The 20,171-nt window shown below is 35.8% G+C and carries 16 protein-coding genes; 5 read left to right on the top strand and 11 right to left on the bottom strand.

Going from position 1 to position 20,171, the window contains the following annotated elements; genetic code table 11:
* Positions 1–99 precede the first annotated feature (99 nt).
* Positions 100–600 carry a sensor histidine kinase gene (locus tag ABD814_RS02570; protein ID WP_344910035.1) on the top strand — a complete coding sequence of 167 codons (501 nt, stop codon included), beginning with the start codon at positions 100–102 and terminating at the stop codon, positions 598–600.
* 101 nt (positions 601–701) lie between these two features.
* On the opposite strand, the gene ABD814_RS02575 is transcribed toward ABD814_RS02570, so the two are convergent.
* The 5 genes from ABD814_RS02575 to ABD814_RS02595 all read right to left on the bottom strand — a co-directional run bounded on the left by ABD814_RS02575 (position 702) and on the right by ABD814_RS02595 (position 7,885).
* Complete coding sequence (locus ABD814_RS02575; protein ID WP_344910038.1) at positions 702–2,069, bottom strand: MATE family efflux transporter; 1,368 nt, start codon at positions 2,067–2,069, stop codon at positions 702–704.
* 470 nt (positions 2,070–2,539) lie between these two features.
* On the bottom strand, positions 2,540–4,576 hold the full coding sequence (locus tag ABD814_RS02580) for a NosD domain-containing protein (RefSeq protein WP_344910040.1): 2,037 nt from the start codon (positions 4,574–4,576) through the stop codon (positions 2,540–2,542).
* Between the two features lie 167 nt (positions 4,577–4,743).
* On the bottom strand, positions 4,744–5,808 hold the full coding sequence (locus ABD814_RS02585) for an iron chelate uptake ABC transporter family permease subunit (RefSeq protein WP_344910042.1): 1,065 nt from the start codon (positions 5,806–5,808) through the stop codon (positions 4,744–4,746).
* Positions 5,805–6,794 carry an ABC transporter permease gene (locus ABD814_RS02590; protein ID WP_425549045.1) on the bottom strand — a complete coding sequence of 330 codons (990 nt, stop codon included), beginning with the start codon at positions 6,792–6,794 and terminating at the stop codon, positions 5,805–5,807. The genes ABD814_RS02585 and ABD814_RS02590 overlap by 4 nt, the downstream gene beginning before the upstream one ends.
* Before the next feature lie 44 nt (positions 6,795–6,838).
* Positions 6,839–7,885 (bottom strand): siderophore ABC transporter substrate-binding protein, encoded by a 1,047-nt coding sequence (locus tag ABD814_RS02595; protein ID WP_344910043.1) that lies wholly within the window; start codon positions 7,883–7,885, stop codon positions 6,839–6,841.
* A 212-nt stretch (positions 7,886–8,097) separates the two neighbouring features.
* On the opposite strand from ABD814_RS02595, the gene ABD814_RS02600 reads away from it, so the two are divergent.
* Positions 8,098–8,328, top strand: coding sequence for a linear amide C-N hydrolase (locus ABD814_RS02600; RefSeq protein WP_344910044.1), 231 nt, complete (start codon positions 8,098–8,100; stop codon positions 8,326–8,328).
* 56 nt (positions 8,329–8,384) lie between these two features.
* Here the strand turns inward: ABD814_RS02600 and ABD814_RS02605 are convergent, their stop codons facing one another.
* From ABD814_RS02605 to ABD814_RS02625, 5 genes are all read right to left on the bottom strand, one after another.
* A complete protein-coding gene (locus ABD814_RS02605) occupies positions 8,385–9,065 on the bottom strand; it encodes a hypothetical protein (RefSeq protein WP_344910059.1) in 681 nt (226 codons plus the stop codon).
* 67 nt (positions 9,066–9,132) lie between these two features.
* Positions 9,133–12,351, bottom strand: coding sequence for a type I restriction endonuclease subunit R (locus tag ABD814_RS02610; RefSeq protein ID WP_344910045.1), 3,219 nt, complete (start codon positions 12,349–12,351; stop codon positions 9,133–9,135).
* 12 nt (positions 12,352–12,363) lie between these two features.
* Positions 12,364–13,539 (bottom strand): restriction endonuclease subunit S, encoded by a 1,176-nt coding sequence (locus ABD814_RS02615; protein ID WP_344910046.1) that lies wholly within the window; start codon positions 13,537–13,539, stop codon positions 12,364–12,366.
* Entirely contained in the window at positions 13,532–15,223 is a 1,692-nt protein-coding gene (locus ABD814_RS02620) for a type I restriction-modification system subunit M (protein WP_344910048.1), read from the bottom strand. Before ABD814_RS02620 ends, ABD814_RS02615 begins: the two co-directional genes overlap by 8 nt.
* 24 nt (positions 15,224–15,247) lie before the next feature.
* On the bottom strand, positions 15,248–15,454 hold the full coding sequence (locus tag ABD814_RS02625; RefSeq protein WP_344910050.1) for a helix-turn-helix domain-containing protein: 207 nt from the start codon (positions 15,452–15,454) through the stop codon (positions 15,248–15,250).
* A 317-nt stretch (positions 15,455–15,771) separates the two neighbouring features.
* On the opposite strand from ABD814_RS02625, the gene ABD814_RS02630 reads away from it, so the two are divergent.
* From ABD814_RS02630 to ABD814_RS02640, 3 genes are all read left to right on the top strand, one after another.
* The gene (locus ABD814_RS02630) at positions 15,772–16,338 is read left to right on the top strand and encodes a hypothetical protein (protein ID WP_344910052.1); all 567 of its coding nucleotides are present in this window, start codon (positions 15,772–15,774) and stop codon (positions 16,336–16,338) included.
* 56 nt (positions 16,339–16,394) lie between these two features.
* On the top strand, positions 16,395–18,119 hold the full coding sequence (locus ABD814_RS02635) for a recombinase family protein (protein ID WP_344910054.1): 1,725 nt from the start codon (positions 16,395–16,397) through the stop codon (positions 18,117–18,119).
* A gap of 174 nt (positions 18,120–18,293) precedes the next feature.
* Positions 18,294–19,127 (top strand): linear amide C-N hydrolase, encoded by an 834-nt coding sequence (locus ABD814_RS02640; protein ID WP_344910060.1) that lies wholly within the window; start codon positions 18,294–18,296, stop codon positions 19,125–19,127.
* Positions 19,128–19,223: 96 nt separating this feature from the next.
* On the opposite strand, the gene ABD814_RS02645 is transcribed toward ABD814_RS02640, so the two are convergent.
* Positions 19,224–19,601 carry a YetF domain-containing protein gene (locus tag ABD814_RS02645; RefSeq protein WP_344910056.1) on the bottom strand — a complete coding sequence of 126 codons (378 nt, stop codon included), beginning with the start codon at positions 19,599–19,601 and terminating at the stop codon, positions 19,224–19,226.
* Positions 19,602–20,171 lie beyond the last annotated feature (570 nt).

A 20,171-nucleotide genomic window follows, 5' to 3' on the forward strand; every position in this document is an offset into this window, starting at 1 on the left:
TTTTTAATTGATTTGATGCGGTTTATTCAGGTTTTATGATTGGGCTATGAATAATCTAGGTTAACGATTATCGAAAAGAAAATTGACAGTCTAACGATGATGGTTGATCTATTTTATGAGCTGTCACAATTAGATTCATTAGATGATCAATTACATTTAGAAGAGCAATGCTTGAATCAGATAGTTATTGAAGCGATGCTGATGTTCTATGATGAATTTAATAAAAAACAACTGACTATCCAATTCAATGAAGCGCCAGTATCATCAATTGAAGCTGATCAAAAGGCAACTAAACGGATTGTTTATAATATCATTCAAAATGCGTTACGTTATGCAAAAAGCCACTTAACAATTGACTTGATTGAAGAAGATCAGTACATCCAACTTAGCGCACGCAATGATAGTGAACAGATTGATCAAATTGATCCTGACCGAATTTTTGATCGAACATATCGTTTTGATAGGAGCCGGACAGATGGGCAAGTCGGACTCGGTCTCCATATCGTGCAACAATTAGTCAACAAACAGGGCGGAAAGATTGAGGCGAAAATAGATGAAGGCACCTTTCAAATTGACATCCGCTTCAAAAAGTGGAGTTAATTGTTCCATAGTACTGAATTATATCGGACTAAAAAGTGGGGCGTTTTATGTAAACACCCCACTTTTTATCTGTAATTTTTATAAAATTAACGAGTAATAAGTTATAAGTTCCCACGTTGTCGTATCGTCGAATGTTCCCCAATCACACCCCGAATCACAACAACATAAATTCCAACAGATAAAATTGATGTTAGAATATCAGTGGCGGGTTGTGTATAAATAATCCCATTTAACCCCGCAAACTTGTTCAGTAAATAAATTAGCGGAATAAAAACTAAACCATGCCTTGAAATTGATAGAATGAGTGACGGCACAACCTTACCAAAACCTTGTAGCACATTAATAAAAATAAACATGACCCCGACAATCGGACCTGAAATAATTAAGGCACGTAGCATTTGTGTTCCGTATGTGATCACTTGTTCATTGTTAATAAATGATTGCACAATTGTATCAGCAAGCACCCAGTATATCAGCGTTAATATACTGCCAATCACAATTGCCGTTGCTGTCGAAAACTTAATAATTCCTTTTAATCGTTTGAAATTTTTTGCACCATAATTGTAGCCGACAAGCGGTTGGACACCTTGTCCTAATCCAATCTGGACAAAAATCAGAATCATGTTCGCTCGGATTGCCACACCCATCGCAGCTAGTTGGACATCACCATAGCTCGATAAGAAATTGTTCATAAAAATATTCGCTACCGAGAGCATTAAGTTGTTTAGTGAAGCGGGAATCCCGATTGATAAGACACCAAACATAATCCCATCTGTCATTTTAAAATCTTTTAATCGAATCGACAAAATTGACCGTCCTGAGACCAAATAGCTAATAAAATATAGAGCACTAAATAAATTCCCGATCACCGTAGCAATCGCCGCACCGGTGACACCCATATCTAATGTCAAAATAAAGATCGGATCTAAAATAATATTGGTAATCGAACCGATCATCATCCCTCTCATCGCCAAGCTCGATTTTCCTTCAGCACGAATAATATTACTAAACGTTTGTGACATAATAACAAATGGTGCACCAACGACAAGATAATTTAAATAAGAGCGCGTAAAATCAATTGTATCTGAACTGACCCCAATAATATTAAGGACAGTCGGCATAAAGATCCAAAAAGATACCATTAATAAAAGACCTAGAGTAATTGATGCATAAAAAACAAACGCCGACACTTTTTTAGCATACGCTTCTCTACCTTGACCTAATGAACGTGAAATCACTGACGTTCCACCAACACCTAACAATACACCAGCACCAATAAACAAAGTAAAGACAGGCATTGACAAAGTAACCGCGGCTACTTGCAATTCATCACCTGTTTGACCGATAAAAAAAGTATCAGCCACATTATAAACAAATACGAGCAACATACTCATAATTGCTGGTATTGAGTTTTTTGCAACAGCCTTTGGGATTGGCATTGTTTCAAATAATGCTCTATCGTATTGCATAATCAAATTCCTCTCTCTTTTCACCGTTCAACATAATAATTGCTTCGTCTTCAAAGATTATAGGGAAAATAACGTCATAAATCAACAATATGAGCCAGAGAGATAATCTTATGAGTGAGCTCATAGTTTTTTAGCTATTATTCCGGTGTTCAAACCGCTGAACTCCTTGATTTCTCCACGTTTTTCATTTAAACTATAGTGTAATTAGAGATTGTATTTTTTATTAATTTTCTCATAAAATAAAGCTGTTGGTGCTACTAACACCAACAGCTGATAGAAATGCTCCCTTCAAAGGGGGTCAGCACTCGTAGAAATAACCTGCCGAGCCTGTCAACTCAGAGGTGGGTTATTTTTTATGCTTAAAAGACAGCACTACAATGACTAAGCCTGTGAACGTAAATGCGACCATCAAAATAACCACCATGTAGCAATTGATCAGCACGTATGGCGGTTATTTTTCAAAAACTTATTTATTCAAACGAAATCTCGATCTGTTTTTCACCTGTCACTTGGAATGGTCCTGGAACTGCACGATCACCACGTGAATTCCCCTCAAAATCAGTATCAAATCGATATGGTGAGCCATCTGGTTTTTCAAACAGTTGCTCTGTATGGAAACCAAAACCGAGTTTGGCTGTATCAATAATATCGGCAGCACTTTCTTCCAATAGCTCTGGTTTTGTAATATCGATCACAACCTTTTTATTGTCACGATCAATTGTAAATTCGAGTGCTGAGTCATCAAATAACTTCGCACCATTTTCCTTCTTATAAGCAAGCGCTCTGTTGAAGTAAACGTTATTTTCAACGTAAATTGCTAGTGGCGCGTCTTTTGACAAACTCGCATATGCTGGTTTTGCTTCTTCATCTGCTTCATTCTCTGTTGGCTTCGCTGGCTCTTCACCTGTTTCAAAGAATTTACGCATTCTCTCCCAAGGCTTTTCATCATCAGCACCAGGGTAGTCATTAAATACAGCTGTTCCTACCGGATAAGATAAGAACGGAGCGAGTGCATTTTCCACTTCATCTTCTTTTAAAACATCGTTACCGAAAAACGAAACATAGATCGGCTCATCTGTACGTGGATCATCTTTCGGACGGAGGAAGATATTATTGTAAAAACGATCATCCCCACCGGTAAATCTTGTCATCCCAGCAACCGCCGTGCTATGAGGTACGTGATATGGCGTATGACGATTTAGTTCGTTACCAATCGATATCGCCCCAGCTACTAAATTATGAACAAGCGCAGAGCTATGGCTTAATGTTTTGAATGCATAATTTGATAATAGAATGTTGTGGTCAATCATTGTTGGTCCATGACTCACCTCAACTAAAATATCTTCACTATCATTTCCGAACATTAGGTTATTGTTGACACGTGTCCCCTGTGATTGCCAATCTAACCAAACCCCTCTAAATGAATCATGGATCACATTATTGCGAATAATTGTATCAATCGCAGCATGGAGCTTGATGCCCCCAACTTCTGCACCTTCAAATTCACGTTTTTTCCGCGTATCATAAATGTGATTATTTTCAATTATACTAAACGCACAACCGAGGTGACCGACAATTCCAGCCTGACCACAGTTGAAGATTTTATTATTTCTCACAATATGGCTACCGATATTGTCCTTATTCCAACCGTTGTTAATTGCCCTAAAAATAACTTCCTGTTCACGCTGATGACCCATTTTGGTAAATAGAGTTGTCCATTCATTCTGACCGGTACTTTCCTCTTTACCAAGACTGATTCCAACATTACGTGAATCACTAATTATATTATTTTCAATCACCCACCCCTTACTCCAGTGTGGTCCAATTAGACCTTCCTGTAAAGCAGTCGGTGGTGCCCATTGAGTAGCAGCCTGTTTCATCGTAAAACCCCGAACGGTTATGTAATTACGCCCTGGATTTTCAGGCCAAAAACAGAAACGACGTGTGTTAATTTCAACATTACCTTCCCTTGGATCCGCACCTTGAAAATTCGCATAAATCGTTGTTTGATCATCATCAACTTCTGAATACCACGCATAGACTGAGAATTCAGGTTCAAATGATGTTTTAGATTTTTCCGGATGACGTACCGCTTCAACAGAAACTTGTTCATACATCGCACGCCCATCTAAATAAACTTCTCCTAAATGAAACACACGATCTCTGGTAAACAACCAATCTCCAAAAACAACTTCATTATATGGATTAAAGCGACCGAAAAACTTATTATCGATTACTGTTTTCCAAATATCACCGTCTTTTTCCCACTCGGTAATCACCTCAGCACCTGTGATTGTAACATCTTCACCTTCAGCAGCTTGATAAACAATTGGCTGAGTAGCCGTACCACCACTTTTCGGACTGACCCACTCACGATAAATCCCTTCATGGACAGTCACGGTATCTCCCGGTTTTGCAATATACGCCGCCTGACTAATCGTTAAAAAAGGCTGCTCTTCAGTCCCTTGATTGAAATCGCTTCCATTTTTACTCACGTGATAATGCATGATATCTTTCCTCCTTGTTTTACTAATATATCGTTATTTTATCGCAATCTTATGATTAATCAAACATGGGAAAAGCTATTAATTGATAAACTAGCTAGACAAATCATTTAGTTTTTCGCCAAAAAAAGCATCACTCAATGATTCGACAGAGTTGATGCTAATTTATATTACAATGTTTTCTTTTTAAAAATTAGAATTAAAAATGTTAGTCCTCCGACGATTTCAATAATAACTGAAACAACACCCTGAGCATCAAAGACATGATACATCACAAAATAGGCACCGGTTAAAATTAAAAATCCAGTCGCAAGCGACATCGGGAAAAGATAACGATGATCATAGGTAGGAGTTAGTTGATAACTTAATGTCGCAACTAAAAAACCGAAAAACGTTAGTGGACCAACGACAGCAGTGGAGATTGACATTAAAATAGCAACTAAAATCAGAACATAAATAATACTAAATTGATAATTAACACCTAACGACGTAGCCAAATCTTTTCCGAGTGACAAAACATTTAATTTTTTTGAATAGGCAAATAGCAAAAAGGCTACGATGAGAACGATTGGAATCGCAATAATAAAGTATTCAGAATCAGCATTGTTAACCGAACCAAACAATCTTGCTTGTAAAATATCAAACTCAGACGGTGCAAGCAATCTTCTCATAAAAGTAGATAATGACCTTAACCCAGTTCCAATAATCAGTCCAACTAAAAGCATCAGCTCTAAGTTACCGTATTTACCAGATAACAACCAACCATAAAGAATCAAACACATTAAAATCATCAGTCCGATTTGAATAATAAACGGACCCGTTCCTCTAAAGCCAATAAATACACTCGCCCCAAACAGAAAAATCGTACTCGTATGAATCGTTGAATATAATGCTTCAAACCCTAAAAGTGAAGGGGTGATCACTCGATTATTCGTAATGGATTGGAAAGCAACTGTTGATAAGCTTTGGCAAACAGTCGCAATCAGCATTGCAGTAAGAGCAACCATCCTTCTTTGGACGACAGGAATAAAGGAAGGAGAATCTATCGGAACTGGATTATTGTATACTAAGAGTCCATATGAAGAGAGTGCACCTAAAACAATTAAAGTTAGTAAAGTAATCCAATAAAATCTGGCTTCTTTTTTTGAACGAAACGTACGATTCGACCGATTTCGATTGAAAAAATTAAACTGCTTTTTTTGCTGTTGATCATTAATAGATTCTAGTTCGTTCATTTTACCCTCCTCTGTCTCAATAAGATCATAATAAAGACAAACGCACCTACTGTACCTAAAATTAAAGAAACAGGTACTTCAAAAGGCATAATAATTGTTCGAGAAATAATATCAGCAGTTGTTAAAGTCCCCATCCCAATGACACAAACCCAAGGTAAATTACTTCTTAAGTCGTCACCTCTAAACATTGAAACAATGTTCGGCACAATTAAACCTAAAAACGGAAGGTTACCAATCACAGCGGCGACAACACCTACTGAAAAAGCAATCAAGCCTGTACCAATAAGGACGATCTTATTATAACTCACGCCTAAGCTCGTTGTCACATCTTCACCTAATCCAGCTAAAGTTAAGCGGTCAGCATAAATAAAAATCAACACACTAATCAAAATAATGATCCACAAATATTCATATCGACCAATTTGAATCGATGCAAAAGAACCGACAAACCAACTTTCAATATTTTGTGTCATTTGAAAAACAAGCCCAACAAAAGTAGAGATGGCAGAAATAACAGCACCTAACATGATACCAATAATCGGAACAATTAAAGTGGAGCGTAATTTAAGACTTCTTAAAAATAAAAAGAAAATCATTGTTCCGATAAAGGAAAAAATGATTGCCCCTGTCATTCTTTGCACTAATGTTGGTGCGGGAATGAATAAATAAACAAAAATAAGACCCAAACCAGCCCACTCAATCGTTCCTGTTGTAGTCGGTTCAACTAAACGATTTTGTGTAATCAACTGCATAACGAGTCCTGACATTGCCATTGCAGCACCAGTTAACATAAGTGAAGCAGTTCTTGGAACGCGTGTGATAAAAAACATATCGATTCCATCTTCATTCCCTCTTATGTCATAAACACCAGTCAACATTGACACAATAGCTAAGATCATTACGATTATAATCGCTAAAATAAATGGCTTTGACCATACTTGATTCTGATTAATACGATGGGACTGAGTCTCCTCAGCCCCACGTATCGTACTTAATATTTTTTTCGGCACTATAATTTTACTCCTCTGTCTTACTCAGATAAAGTATTTCCAATTTCCTTAAATAACTCTAAAAAGGTATGGATTGATTCATTCGTATACGTATCATTAGGCGCATAAATAATCCGTCCTTCAGTAACAGCAGTTGTATTTTGAAGTGCAGGTGAGTGATCGATAACATCCTGAGCAGGAACTGCATCCGTTGTAGAAGATACAGCTGCATCTCGATCTAAAACAAAAATCCAATCTGGATTACTTTCTGCAATCGCTTCTACAGAAATATCATCACCTTGATGATCTGAAGACGCATGATCAATTTCTAATGCTGGAGTCCAATCAAAAATATCATAAAGTGGTCCCCAAACACGTCCTGAAAATGGAGCTGAAAAACCAATATCCCCACCTGAGACGACAACACTCATCATCGTATCTGTTCCATTATATGCAGACTTAGCCTCTTCAATTGCCTGATCAAAGGCAGCAATCAATTGTTCAGCTTCATCATTTTTATTAAAAATTTGGCCAAGGGCAAATGTTAAATCTTTAAAGCCATTCACTAAGTTATCACCAGGAGTATCCGCTTCCTCAGATACATCAATATTCAGATCAAGCACAACTGCATTAGGTACTAATTTCTTAATGTCTTCATAAAAACTAGCAAAACGTTGACCCACAATAACAAGCTCTGGATCAACAGCCGCGATGATTTCTAGATTTGGCTCACGGTGATTACCGATATCTTGAACTGCATCATCATTTACATATGGTAATTCTGCTGGCATAACAGCTTTTGGTGCAGCAGCCAGTTCAATTCCCCAATCAGCCAAAGTTTCAAAACTTCGATTGTCTAACGCAACGACATTCTTTGGATTTACCGGAACAGTAACCGTTCCATGAGCATCAGTGATTTCAACTGTTGTCACTTCATTCGTATCGTCCACCTGATCAGCAGTTTCTGTTCCATTAGGTTCTTGCTCATCAGCTGTACTAGCACCATCAGTAGAATCTGAACATGCTGCTAACAATAAAACAAAAAGGATTGCTAAAAAAGCTAATTTAAAACGATTCTCTCTCTTCATTTCTTATATTTCCCCCTTGTAATCTTAAATTGTGGCACTGACAATGATAATCATTCTCAATAACTTCCTCAAGTATAGCAATTCGAAATATTTTGTCAACTCTTTTTTTAAAAAAGTCTTCCTTTTTAAAAGGAGGTCGATCATTAACCAAAAGGGATTCATTCTTATTCGTTAATTTGCATAAAGTTAATAAAGATAGGAGGTTTTAAAAAATGTGTACTGCTTTAACATTGCAATCTAAACAAAAAGAAAGCTTTTTCGGACGAACAATGGACTTTTCTTACCCAATTGAACCTGAACTTTATGTTGCACCGAGAAATTATCAGTGGAACAGCTTAGTAACAAACAAGAGATACGTCAATTCTAATAGTTTCATCGGAATCGGGCAAGAAACAGACGGAATGGGGATTGCTAGTAGTGATGGAAATAAAATACCGGAATGACAGGCTTTAAGCGGTTTTAATATTTGTTCTTATAAATGCCTTTACTTATTATTACTTCATTCATTAATCTCATTTAAACAATAGCTAATCAAACTAAGCACTCTAAAATATAGATATTCTCTAAAATGGTCTGATGGAATTTGCTTTGTATTTGTTTCAAAATGTCTTATTTGAAATTCATTTCCTATCTTGGTTAATTCATTAAATTCTTGATTTAGTCTAGAATAAAGCTCATTTGAATTGTGACTAACATTATTAAGCAATTCATTTAAAGATTGTTTCTTCTTATCCCCATACAAAGTTTTAAGTCTTTCAAAACAATCCCAAATCTTTTCCAGTGCAATTTGTTTCTTATCGGAATCCGATGCTCTGATGTATATCTTCGATTCTTCTATTTTTTTAAGAAGAACTTCATCTTTTGAATATCTTATATCATCATGTAACAGTACCTCGGACTTATTAGCTATATTATCATTTGATTGTTTATTTATAGGATTAATAATCAAATATGCCAATATTACTTCTTTTAGTTGTTCTAACTCAGGTCTATAATCAAACTCTGATCCCCCAGCTGATATTTTACCAGATACTTTAACTTTACCTTCTAATTCTGGAATTAAGACTGCATACTTACTTCGAAGTTTTCTCCACAATTTCTGAGATCCATTCTTTCTTTTTAAGCCTTCTTCAATCAAAGGTAAATCTTTTTTTATCTCGTTATATATAGCTTGTGTCACATCTGCCAATTATACTCACACTCTCTTTCTTAAATATTCTAACATAACAAATTAACAAGAAAGCTGATTATTGAGCAATTTGTTCCATCATCGCTTCTTCCATCAGATGTGTCATAATGATTTCTGTTTTAACATTGAAAATTTCTTTATCATAACTATCTGGTAATGTTTCATCTAAGATAGATTCTACTTCAAACTTCACCGCTTGACGTGGTTGTTCGTCTTTATACCAATCAATCACTTTCGTTTTACTCTGCTCATTGGTAATCGCCTCATATAGCTTTTTTGCAGATAATTTAACTTTTTCTTCTTCCTTTTTCGTAAGTTTATCTTTTTTAAGCAAATCATAGATCTCCAACTCTTGTTCAGTCAGACCTTCGCGTACATGACGTTCATCTTCTTTTTTAAGATTATCAACAAAATCAACAAGGTCTTCATAATAATCTTCATTTGTTGAATTACCCGAGTTATAGCGATTAATAATTTCTTTATAACGTTCCACAAAATTAGTCCGTGTTTTATTTTCTTCTAACAATATTTCTAGTTTGCTTTCGATAAATAATTTTAATTCCTGAATTTCGATGCTTTTATACGGTGATTCTTGGATTTTTTTTCTTATATCGTCCGTATTAATTTCCGATAGATTCAAAGTTTTCATTGTAGTAATTTCATATTTATTTTCTCCAGCGTCTTCTTTTATATAAGAAGATTGAACACTTAAATCTAAAGTTCTAGCAAGGGCTAGTTTTGCACTTTCAATGTTTTCATCTCGTACTGAAGCTTTCACCATATCCGCTAAGTATAAAATGATGGGTAAATAATCATTTTTCCAATTTAATTCAAACACTTCAGGCTTACACGCTTCATAAATATTTTTACAAAGATTAGCATAGATTTTAAATTCCTCAAGAATCTCATCTTTATCGAGAAGGATATTTAAATATTGTTGAAATAATTCAATGTGTTCAAAGGTTTCATTCTTCTCAAAGATCGCATCTAAATCAATCCTTAACCCTGAACAAAAGGCTCTTGTTTCTTGAATCACATTTTCCAACAATTTAATTTGCTCTCCTAAATTTTTCACCGGCATTTCGTCTTCATCACTTGGATTAGCATAGTCACCTAAAGCACGTTTCATATGTTTGAATAAGTTTAAATAGTCAACGATAAGACCTGATCGTTTTCCAGGGAATACCCTGTTAATTCTAGCAATCGTCTGCATTAATGTATGACTCTTCATTGGCTTGTCCAAATAAATCGTTGAGACACTTGGTGCATCAAAGCCCGTTAACCACATAGCACAAACAAATACTAATTGTAAGGGATGATTCGGATCTTTAAAATTATCCTCAATATCATGACCATTCTCATCAATCCGATTCATTCGCTGTCTATGTTTTTTAAAATCAAGTCCCTCTTTTTCAAAACGTTCATCATCTTGTCCGTCTTCACTTACAACGACAGCCATTTCCACTGACTGCATATACTTAATTTGCTCTGTGAGCTTGTCCCGTTCTTCCTTAGATGATACGTATGACCGCTTTTTAATGAGTTCCTTTAACTTCTGATCCCAGTAATATTGAACCTTATCATACATTCTAACCGTCGTGAACTTATCAACAGAAATGACCATAGCTTTTCCTAAATAACCGCGATTAGGGAAGTGGTCGACAATGTCTTTTGCCACAATATTTAAACGTTCATCCCGCTTCAATACTTCATTTGTTTGAGAGTAATAGTTTGCTAGTCGCTCTTCTTCCTCGGCTGTAAGATTTTCATTTTCGATAATTTCAACATAATCATCGGCTAAAAAGTCATTCGTAAGCCAAACTTCTGGTACTCTTCTTGAATAATATAGCGGAACAGTTGATCCATCTTCAATAGACTGGGCAAAATTGTATTCACTGACATAATCCCCAAACCACTGATTCGTTAATCGCTTCGAGCCGAGCAACGGTGTTCCTGTGAAAGCTATATATTGTGCATTTGGCAGGCCTGTACGCATATTTTCAGCCAATGTTTTATATTGGGTACGATGGGCCTCATCAACAATAACGACAATATCATCCCGTTCAGATAAAATAGGAAACTTTTTTCCTTTGTCATAGCGGAACTTTTGAATGAGCGTAAACAAAAATGGCTTGTTTGTTTGTAAGTCTTTTCTTAAAGCCGCTCCATTTTTCGGTTGGGCAGACTCCTCTTCCGTAATGACTTCTGTCCGGAGGAAGTTTTTATATAATTGATCGTCTAAATCTTGCCGGTCAGTCACCATTAAAAAAGTAAAATTACCTTTTATTTTTCGATTAATTTTATTGACATACATGGCCATGGAATATGACTTTCCACTTCCTTGTGTATGCCAGAAGACCCCTAGCTTTCCATCTAACCTTGCTCTATTTTCAAATGCCTCTATCGCATTGTTTACACCTAAAAACTGATGGTTCTTAGCCAAAATTTTAACCCGTTTATTTTCATATAGAATAAAATTTTCAACATAATCTAGTAGCTTCTCGTGCTTGAAAAGATCGTTTAATAAATACTCGATACTCGTTCCTTGTTCGTAAATTTGTTTTCGATTTACTTGTTCATCTTCATTGGAACGAAGCCATTCAAAGAAGTGGCTATAATTAGCAGTAAAACTACCGATTCTCGTTTCAGTCGCATTTGAAAGGACACAAATTTGATTAAAGAAAAACAATTGCGGAATATCATGAACGTAATCTTGTAAGTTTTTATCGTAAGCTGTTTTTAAGCTTACATCGGAATTTTTAAGTTCAATAAAAACGAGCGGTAAACCATTAACAAAGAGTAACAAGTCTGGTCTACGGTATTGCGTTTCACCTTTAATCCACATTTGCGAAACAAGTGTATAGGTATTTTTTTCCACTTCATTAAAATCAAGTATACGAACCGTCTCATATTGTTTTTTCCCATCTTTATCAAATGATACAGGAATTCCGTTTTTTATTTCTTTATAACGGTCATAGTTTTCAGCTACTACTTCTTTATCAGAAAAGGGTATACGGAAATCTCTGACAATATCTTGCAAGAGATGTTCAGGTACGTGCGGATTTAATCGGCGTAAGCTTTCAAAAAATACCTTGGGTAAAATAACTTCTTGAACAGAAGCACGACCCGTCCCATCTGATTCTGTATCTAAAATATTTAGGCTTGAAAAAACACGCTCTGCACTCATGTTGGCATTTATAAATTGATAGTAGTTATCTTTTGATAACACCTTAATACAAGCTTGCTCAATCATATCTTCCGTAATGATTTTCTTCATGATATGCCTCCTTTACTTGACAGTGATTGTTCCATTCATTAAACGTGGGAGCAGTAAGTCTCGTTGTTTTTTTAGATTTTGGTTTTGAATATTTAAGTTTTTAATCTTGCTAAAGATGCCCTTTGTTAAGGTATGATACCTTAAAACTAAATCATTTATTGGATACAGTATTTTAAGGTTTTCAAATTTACCTTTACTTAAATTTGTCATTGTTGCCCCAGTTGCCCCAAATAATTCAATTGTTCCTTTCATTGAATGTAAAGTAAAATAAGCCCACTCTCTTTCCAATGACTTATTAAGTATGATTGAATTAATTTGTTGATTTGTATGAGCAGGATATCCATTAATTGATACAACTCCGCCTGTTCCAATGCAACTTACCATAATAGATCCTTCTGGTATAAGTTTTTTCGGTTGACTATCGTTTCCCTTATTACTTAAATATGACTCCGTTTCAATTGTAAATAAATTCCCATTCATGTCAGGTGTTTTTACGAACATAACTTCACCACCATAATTTTCTTCATCGTTAGTTGGTGGAGTTTTTCCTGTAATTACTTCACCTAAGTCCTTAATCCTTCTAACTTCCCATCCCTCTGGTATGCCTTTATCAAACTTTGTCTTTTCATAACCAGGAAATCGCATGCGGACAAACCATTCTTTATATAACTCTTCGGCGGTTTGCTCTAAAATTTGAATTCTACGATTGTTGTTTTCGATTAAATTGTCGTAGGTTGATAGTATAGTTGTTATTTTTTTTTGATAATAAATTGGATAGTCGGGAATAATATATTTAAGTATTGCCTTTTTATCCCCCCTGGGCATCTTTGTACCTTTTGACGTAACATCAGCATATTTAAAAAAGTTTGAATCGGATAATACATAATAAATAAATTTAGGTATATAACCCTTTGCAGTCCTTAAAACTAATACGTCAGCCGAGGAGCCTCCTTCTTTATCCGCAAACCATATTTTTTCAAAATAAAGTCTTATATTAGATACAAGAATATCTTCCGGTTTATAATTTAATACAGTTTTTGATGTGGGTAAACTTTTAGCATTTATAACCCCACCTTTTTTTTCAATCATATTTTCTGTTGAAATATAATTTTGTTTATTTACTCTTTCTATATCAATTCTGTCGGAAACAAACTCTGCCACGCTTCCTAATTCAATATAATCACTCATACTCAATCACCAAGCTATCTAAATTTTCTTCAATTTGTTTTTCTAATTCTTTGGCTTCTTCATTTAGTTGTTTAAACTCCTCATTTAATCCGAACAATTTTTCTTTAAATTGTTCGGCCGTCATGCCGTCATCTTCAATGACAACTCCAACATATCTGCCGGGATTGAGTGAGTAATCTTGTTCAATGATGCCATCTTCCCCTTGAAGCGTGGCTACTTTACACAATCCGATGACATCCTGATATTTGCCGTCTGGGAAACGTTCTAATAACCAGTCGATTTGTTTTTGGAAGTACTTTTCATCTGCTTCCGTTTCCGCATTATCACGTGCTTCTTCGTATTCTTTAATTAGGGCAAAGAAACTATCACTATCCCCTTCGTACAGACGGTTGATAATCGCTAAATTTTTAATTTGTTCATCAGAAAATTTACGTAAAGCCCGATCGACTTGTGTGAATATATTTCGTGCATCAATAAATAAGATTTCATCTTTATTAGGTTTATTACGATCGAAAAACCAAAGTGTCGCTGGTAAAGTAACCGTACTAAACATATTAGATGGTAGGGCTACCATTTGTGAGACAATCCCATCTTCAATTAAAGCTTTTCTAATTTCTTTTTCACTATGACCTGCATCTGAAGCAGAGTTTGCCATAACAAGCGATGCACGACCGTTTTCATTTAAGGCTGTCGCAAATTGGTTAATCCATAAGTAGTTGGCATTCGGTACTTTTGATTTTTTTCCTTTCGTTTGTGGGACACCATATTTGTTAAACCTTTCTTGATCTTTTACTAAATCTAATTCCACGTTATCTACATTAAATGGTGGGTTGGCTAATACATAGTCAAAATTACCAACCGAGTTATACGGATCAGCATAATAAGAATTCGCCTCCGTAATTTCACCGCGAATATTGTTTAGGAATAAGTTCATTTTTGCTAACTTTACTGTTTCACCTGTCCGCTCGACACCATAAGCTCTTAAATTAAGTGGAGTTCCACCATTTTTCTTTTTATGTGCTTGGGCATAGTTTGCGACCTGGACGAACATTCCACCTGATCCACAAGCAGGGTCTAATATCTTTCCTTCTGATGGTTGTAATACTTCAACCATATAACGAACGACTGAACGTGGTGTATAGAACTCTCCACCACCTTGACCTTCTGCTAATGCAAATTCTCCTAAGAAATATTCATATACCTCTCCGAAAATATCATGCTCTGTATCTACTGGAATATCATTAAAGTTTCTTAATAAGCGGTTTAAGATTTTGTTGTTATCTTCTGTACTTAAATCATGATAACTATCTTTAGGTAGAACATCGACAAACTCAGGCGAATATTGTTCAATCCCTTCCATCGCTTCTTTTATTTTACTCGCGATATTTTCTTCTTCACTTAAATTTAGCAAGTATGTATAACGAGAATGTTCAGGTAAATAGAAGCCACATTTTTCAATGGCAATTTCTTCGATTTTCTTTTCTCGTCTCCCACCTTTAAGCGCTTCAAACTCTTGATTGATTTCATCTTCATATTGTGCATATTTTGCATCTGCGAACTTTAAGAAGATGAGTCCTAGTACAGGTGTTGAATAAGCAGATGCTTTCAGACCTGTATTCGCACGAAGTTCATCTGCGACTTCCCATAGTTGTTTTTTTAACTGATTTAATGCTTCTCGATCCATCTTATCTTCCTCTTTTCATGACATTCATTTATTAGTATTAAATTCTAAAATATCATCCACACGGCAATTTAATGTCTTACATATTTTCTCGATACTCTCAAGTGAAATATATTCATTTCTCCTCATCCGTGTCGTAATATTCCCTGAATAACCTGCTTGTCTTTCAAGTTCTCTTGTTGTTATATTTCGTTCATCTAATAAGTGAAATAACTTTTCATAACGTACACCCATTTCACTTCCTCCTTATCTAGAACGATTTCTTTCTACCTATCTATTATCATATCACGAAGACGTGAAGTAGTCACTTGAAACTGCAAAAATCCGTCTGTTTTTGTCAGTTCAAAGATAACTGATTTTCTTTTTTAAAAAAAAGGGGGTCGAATCGGTCGAATTCTTCGCATATAGGTGAGGGACATATTTACAACTATGAAATTTGTTGAAAGGTTCACAAGTGAAAAGGCAGATTAGACAAATACACAGGTTGATTATTTCCCTCATCGTTCCTTGACAATTGAATAGTTTTAAAAAATTACAAGTAAAGGAGGTGTATGTTTTCTGTGAGTGACATTGAAAATATTCCAGCGGAAATGAAAGAGCACGATATATTTTGCTGCTGGAAAGAAGAAAAACGAAATGGAAAGAAAACGAAAGTGCCATATAACGCAAGGACAGGCAGTCGTGCAAGTTCAAATGATTTAAGCACTTTCTCTTCATATGATGAAGCGGTAAAAGTCATGCATAACTCTACTGGCTTATACTTTATTGTCAGTCATGACATTTGTGCTGTCGATTTAGATGACTGTGTCAATGAAGCGAGAGAGCTAAACGAAATCGCACAAAATGTGATTGAGTATTTCCCAAACTCTTATATCGAGAAAAGTCCATCTGGAAACGGACTTCATATTTACTTTAAAGTTTCTAATTTTGATTACGATACAGACATTTACTATATCAACAATCGCAAGCTTAAGATTGATGTAAAAGAAAGTAAAACAGCACAAGAAACCGTATATCAAAAGCTAAAAAGACGAATAGAAAATGATGCAAAACAAGCGTCACATCAAGCTTTACATTGTGTTCATCATAGCGAGAATAAGTCGACTTCTTCAAGTTAGTACGGTAATATACACAGTACGAAACCGCTTGAAGACTGTCGGAAAGGAAGGTAAATATGTTTAGACAGTCCATGATGGAACAACCAATGAATCATTATTCAGCAATTCGTACTGATTCAGAAAAGGTAACAGCACTTTATTGTAGATTATCAAGAGATGATGAACTTGCAGGTGATTCAAATAGTATTGTGAATCAAAAAGCTATCTTGCAGAAATATGCGGAAGATCATGGTTTTTACCCGACACAGTTTTATGTCGATGATGGTTTTAGTGAAACAACTTTTGACCGCCCAGAATTTAATCGAATGATTGCCGATGTACAAGCAGGTATTGTTGATACCGTTATTATTAAAGATATGTCACGCTTCGGAAGAGACTATTTGAAGGTTGGTTATTATACAGAAGTTGTCTTTCCTGAAGCTGATGTGAGATTTATCGCTATTAATAACGGAATCGACAGCGCCAATCAGCAAGACAGTGACTTCACGCCATTTTTAAATATTATTAATGAATGGTATGCAAAAGATACAAGTAAGAAAATTAGAGCGAGCTTCAAGTCAAAAGGACAATCAGGAAAACCATTATCGACAACAGTGCCATATGGGTATATGAAAAGTCCAGAAGATAATTCAAAATGGATTGTCGATGAAGATGCGGCAGAAGTTGTTCGTTTAATTTTCAAGCTATGTATTTCTGGACTTGGTCCAACGCAAATTGCAAGGGAACTAAAGAAAAGGGAAATTATCGTACCAAGTGTTCACATGAGGAAGAAAGGCATTAATATTGCAGCACGTACACCAAGCAATCCTTTTGCATGGCAAGGACGATCAGTTGCAAACATATTAGAAAGACAAGAATATCTAGAACATACGATAAACTTTAAAACCCGTAAGCAATCCTATAAAACGAATAAAAAGATATGGAATGACCCAGAAGATTGGGCAGTGTTTAAAAATACTCATGAGGCAATCATCGATGAAGAATCATGGAAAGTCGTGCAAAAGATTCGCGAAGGAAAACGGAGACCAGCAAAACTCGGACCGATGAGCGTCTTATCTGGCATGATGTTTTGTGCAGATTGCGGAGCAAAATTATATCAAGTACGGGGAAAACGAATACCAAAACATCTTGAATACTTTGTTTGTGCAACTTACCGAAAAGAAAAGGGAATGTGTACTTCACATCGTATTCGGAATCAAGTCGTAGAAGAACTGCTACTTGAAGATTTAAAACGGATTACCGCATTTGCGAAAAATCATGAAGAAGAATTCACACAAGTCGTGCTTAATCAATTTGAACAAGAGTTATCACAAAAACAACGAAAAGATGAACGGACATTTGAAGAAGCAAAAGCAAGAATGAAGTCACTCGATACGATTATTGAAAAACTGTATGAAGATAATGTGTTCGGTAAAATATCCGATATTGAAAAACTGTATGAAGATAATGTGTTCGGTAAAATATCCGATGACCGCTTCCGTAGAATGTCTGCAAGTTATGAGGCAGAGCAAGCTGAATTAAAAGCTAAAATGCATCAGTTACAGGCTGAGTTAAATAAATCGAGAGAAAACATCATCAACACAAAACATTCTCTACAATTAGTGAAAAAGCATACAGAAATCAGTACAATCAGTCCTGAATTAATCAGAGAATTTGTCGATAAAATTATTGTTTATCAAGCTGAAAAAGTAAATGGTAAACAAGAACAACGCATTAAAATCTACTACAACTGTATCGGAGCAATTGAAATAGAACCAAGTGTAAAGATGCAGACCAGTTGATTGGAACGTAAGGTGGCGACTCCTGCGGGAAAAGCATGAGTCCGAAAATCCTTATTGTGACACGACAGTGGAACAATAAGAGTTGAGGCCATGCCCGCGGAAAGCGTCCACCTGAAGTGGAAATCAACGGTGTTAGAAGGCAAGACAAAAGGCATAGCCGTGAATCTTACGACTATGCCGATTTTTAAAAACTTATTCATCACTATTAGCACCACACTAATGTTAAGTTTTTTTGATGGTGTGAATGAGCGAGGATTTGCTGCGGCTGTTTTATATTTTGAAGGGTATGCTCACTATGATTTATCAACAAATAATAAAGAACTCATTGCCTCATTAGACTTCCTACATTATCTACTAGGACATTGTAGCTCAATCAATGATTTAACCGACCTACTCAAAAATACTTCGATCGTTGGTTTTGCTGATCCAGTTACAAAAAGAGCCGCTCCACTGCATTGGATTGCAACGGACAGAAGTGGCAAGTCAGTTGTGATTGAACAAACAATAACAGGTCTTGAGATAACTGAGAACCCAATTGGGGTCATGACAAATAGCCCTGATATTCGCTGGCATCTGACTAATCTAAGAAATTATCTGAATTTGTCGACCACACAACAGGATCAAGTTAACTGGGGCAATCTATCATTAAAACCTTTTGGACAAGGAGCAGGTACAACAAACCTTCCAGGTAGTTTTACTTCGCCGGATCGTTTCGTTCGTGCCTCATTTTTAAAAACACATACGCAAATTCCAAATAATAAAACAGAGGCGATCATGACCTGCTTTCATATTATGAATAGCGTTTTTATTCCTAAAGGTATTGTGCTGACAAACAAAGGAACCGATGATTACACAAAATATGTTGCTTTTATCGATACGAATACTTCGGAGTACTACTTTAAAGCTTATGAAAATAATCAAATTATCTCAGCAAGCCTCTGGGATTATGATCTCGACGGGACAGAACTGATCTCACTCGGCAGTATCGTCCACCCTTTTACCATTTAAAAGGTGATCACTAAAAAAACACCCTATTGAAAGCTCGTTCTCCAATAGGGTGAAACAATGATCTTATTACAAAGAAGTGATCAATCAGCTTCTTTTTTAAGGTTCATTTTCCCCCTCGAATTGTTTGTTTTTTACTTCAGTAAAGATATTGCTTGATTGCCGTTCTTGTTTGGCTGGCTTCATCATCACCCCAAGCGCTTGTTTAAGGTGTGTGATTTCATCGAGCAATTCTTTTATTTCTGCTTTGGTTGCTGCTTGTTTATCTTCCTGTAACTCATATCCCAACAAACCACTAAACTCAATTGTCGCATGTTTGACATCTTCAATCGAAGTTATTCCTGACTGTCTCAATCTCGTTTCCAGCCGATCAACCGACATTCTTAATTTTTTTAAGTTGGCGATATTTAATTGACCATTTTCTATGACGATCTTTGCTTTTCCTGTAGAAATCGTTTCTGTCAGATCAAACTTCATTTCTATGTATTCTGTCGCTATCATCAGTAAAGTGATCAGCAAACGTATGAAATAGACCCTTATCGGCTACAGGTTGGATCAATAATGAACCTATACCTATCATGACGATCACTTGAGTAATTGTCATCTGAGAGATCGACTTTCTCCCTCCCAACCTTAAAATTATTCTCCCAACATAAAATATCAAAACCGTTTGCCAAATCCAATGTAAATCATCCACTCTATCGACTCCTAGAAATCTTTATTTTTTTACAATTCAATGCTAATTTAAGCAAGATCAGCAATTTCATTCATTCAGATCGATCTAAGTCTAAAACTATCCGAATCGATTTCAGTTAATAATTTAATTAGAAAGACTATCCTCGCTATTCGTTTTAATGAAATCTCTACTAATTTATGAGATGATTAGCCTAATCAAATAGTTAGCGTTATTTTTTAAAAAAGAAAGGAGCCAATCGATGAAAATTGGTTTAATCGGTGCAGGAGCAATTGCTGAATTTTTACAGATTTTCCGAACGAGAAAGCCCATCGTCTATAGACATGGGATGATAGTGAGGTCGGTCAAGGGAT

It is taken from the genome of Amphibacillus indicireducens (genome assembly GCF_039539605.1).
In the GTDB taxonomy this organism is placed as follows: Bacteria; Bacillota; Bacilli; order Bacillales; family Amphibacillaceae; genus Amphibacillus; species Amphibacillus indicireducens.

Bases quoted from the DNA above. Each gene is read 5' to 3' on its own strand.
- ABD814_RS02570 (WP_344910035.1), top strand. From the start codon at position 100: ATGGTTGATCTATTTTATGAGCTGTCACAATTAGATTCATTAGATGAT.
- ABD814_RS02575 (WP_344910038.1), bottom strand. From the start codon at position 2,069: ATGCAATACGATAGAGCATTATTTGAAACAATGCCAATCCCAAAGGCT.
- ABD814_RS02580 (WP_344910040.1), bottom strand. From the start codon at position 4,576: ATGCATTATCACGTGAGTAAAAATGGAAGCGATTTCAATCAAGGGACT.
- ABD814_RS02585 (WP_344910042.1), bottom strand. From the start codon at position 5,808: ATGAACGAACTAGAATCTATTAATGATCAACAGCAAAAAAAGCAGTTT.
- ABD814_RS02595 (WP_344910043.1), bottom strand. From the start codon at position 7,885: ATGAAGAGAGAGAATCGTTTTAAATTAGCTTTTTTAGCAATCCTTTTT.
- ABD814_RS02600 (WP_344910044.1), top strand. From the start codon at position 8,098: ATGTGTACTGCTTTAACATTGCAATCTAAACAAAAAGAAAGCTTTTTC.
- ABD814_RS02610 (WP_344910045.1), bottom strand. From the start codon at position 12,351: ATGAAGAAAATCATTACGGAAGATATGATTGAGCAAGCTTGTATTAAG.
- ABD814_RS02615 (WP_344910046.1), bottom strand. From the start codon at position 13,539: ATGAGTGATTATATTGAATTAGGAAGCGTGGCAGAGTTTGTTTCCGAC.
- ABD814_RS02620 (WP_344910048.1), bottom strand. From the start codon at position 15,223: ATGGATCGAGAAGCATTAAATCAGTTAAAAAAACAACTATGGGAAGTC.
- ABD814_RS02625 (WP_344910050.1), bottom strand. From the start codon at position 15,454: ATGGGTGTACGTTATGAAAAGTTATTTCACTTATTAGATGAACGAAAT.
- ABD814_RS02630 (WP_344910052.1), top strand. From the start codon at position 15,772: ATGTTTTCTGTGAGTGACATTGAAAATATTCCAGCGGAAATGAAAGAG.
- ABD814_RS02635 (WP_344910054.1), top strand. From the start codon at position 16,395: ATGTTTAGACAGTCCATGATGGAACAACCAATGAATCATTATTCAGCA.
- ABD814_RS02640 (WP_344910060.1), top strand. From the start codon at position 18,294: ATGCCGATTTTTAAAAACTTATTCATCACTATTAGCACCACACTAATG.
- ABD814_RS02645 (WP_344910056.1), bottom strand. From the start codon at position 19,601: ATGAAGTTTGATCTGACAGAAACGATTTCTACAGGAAAAGCAAAGATC.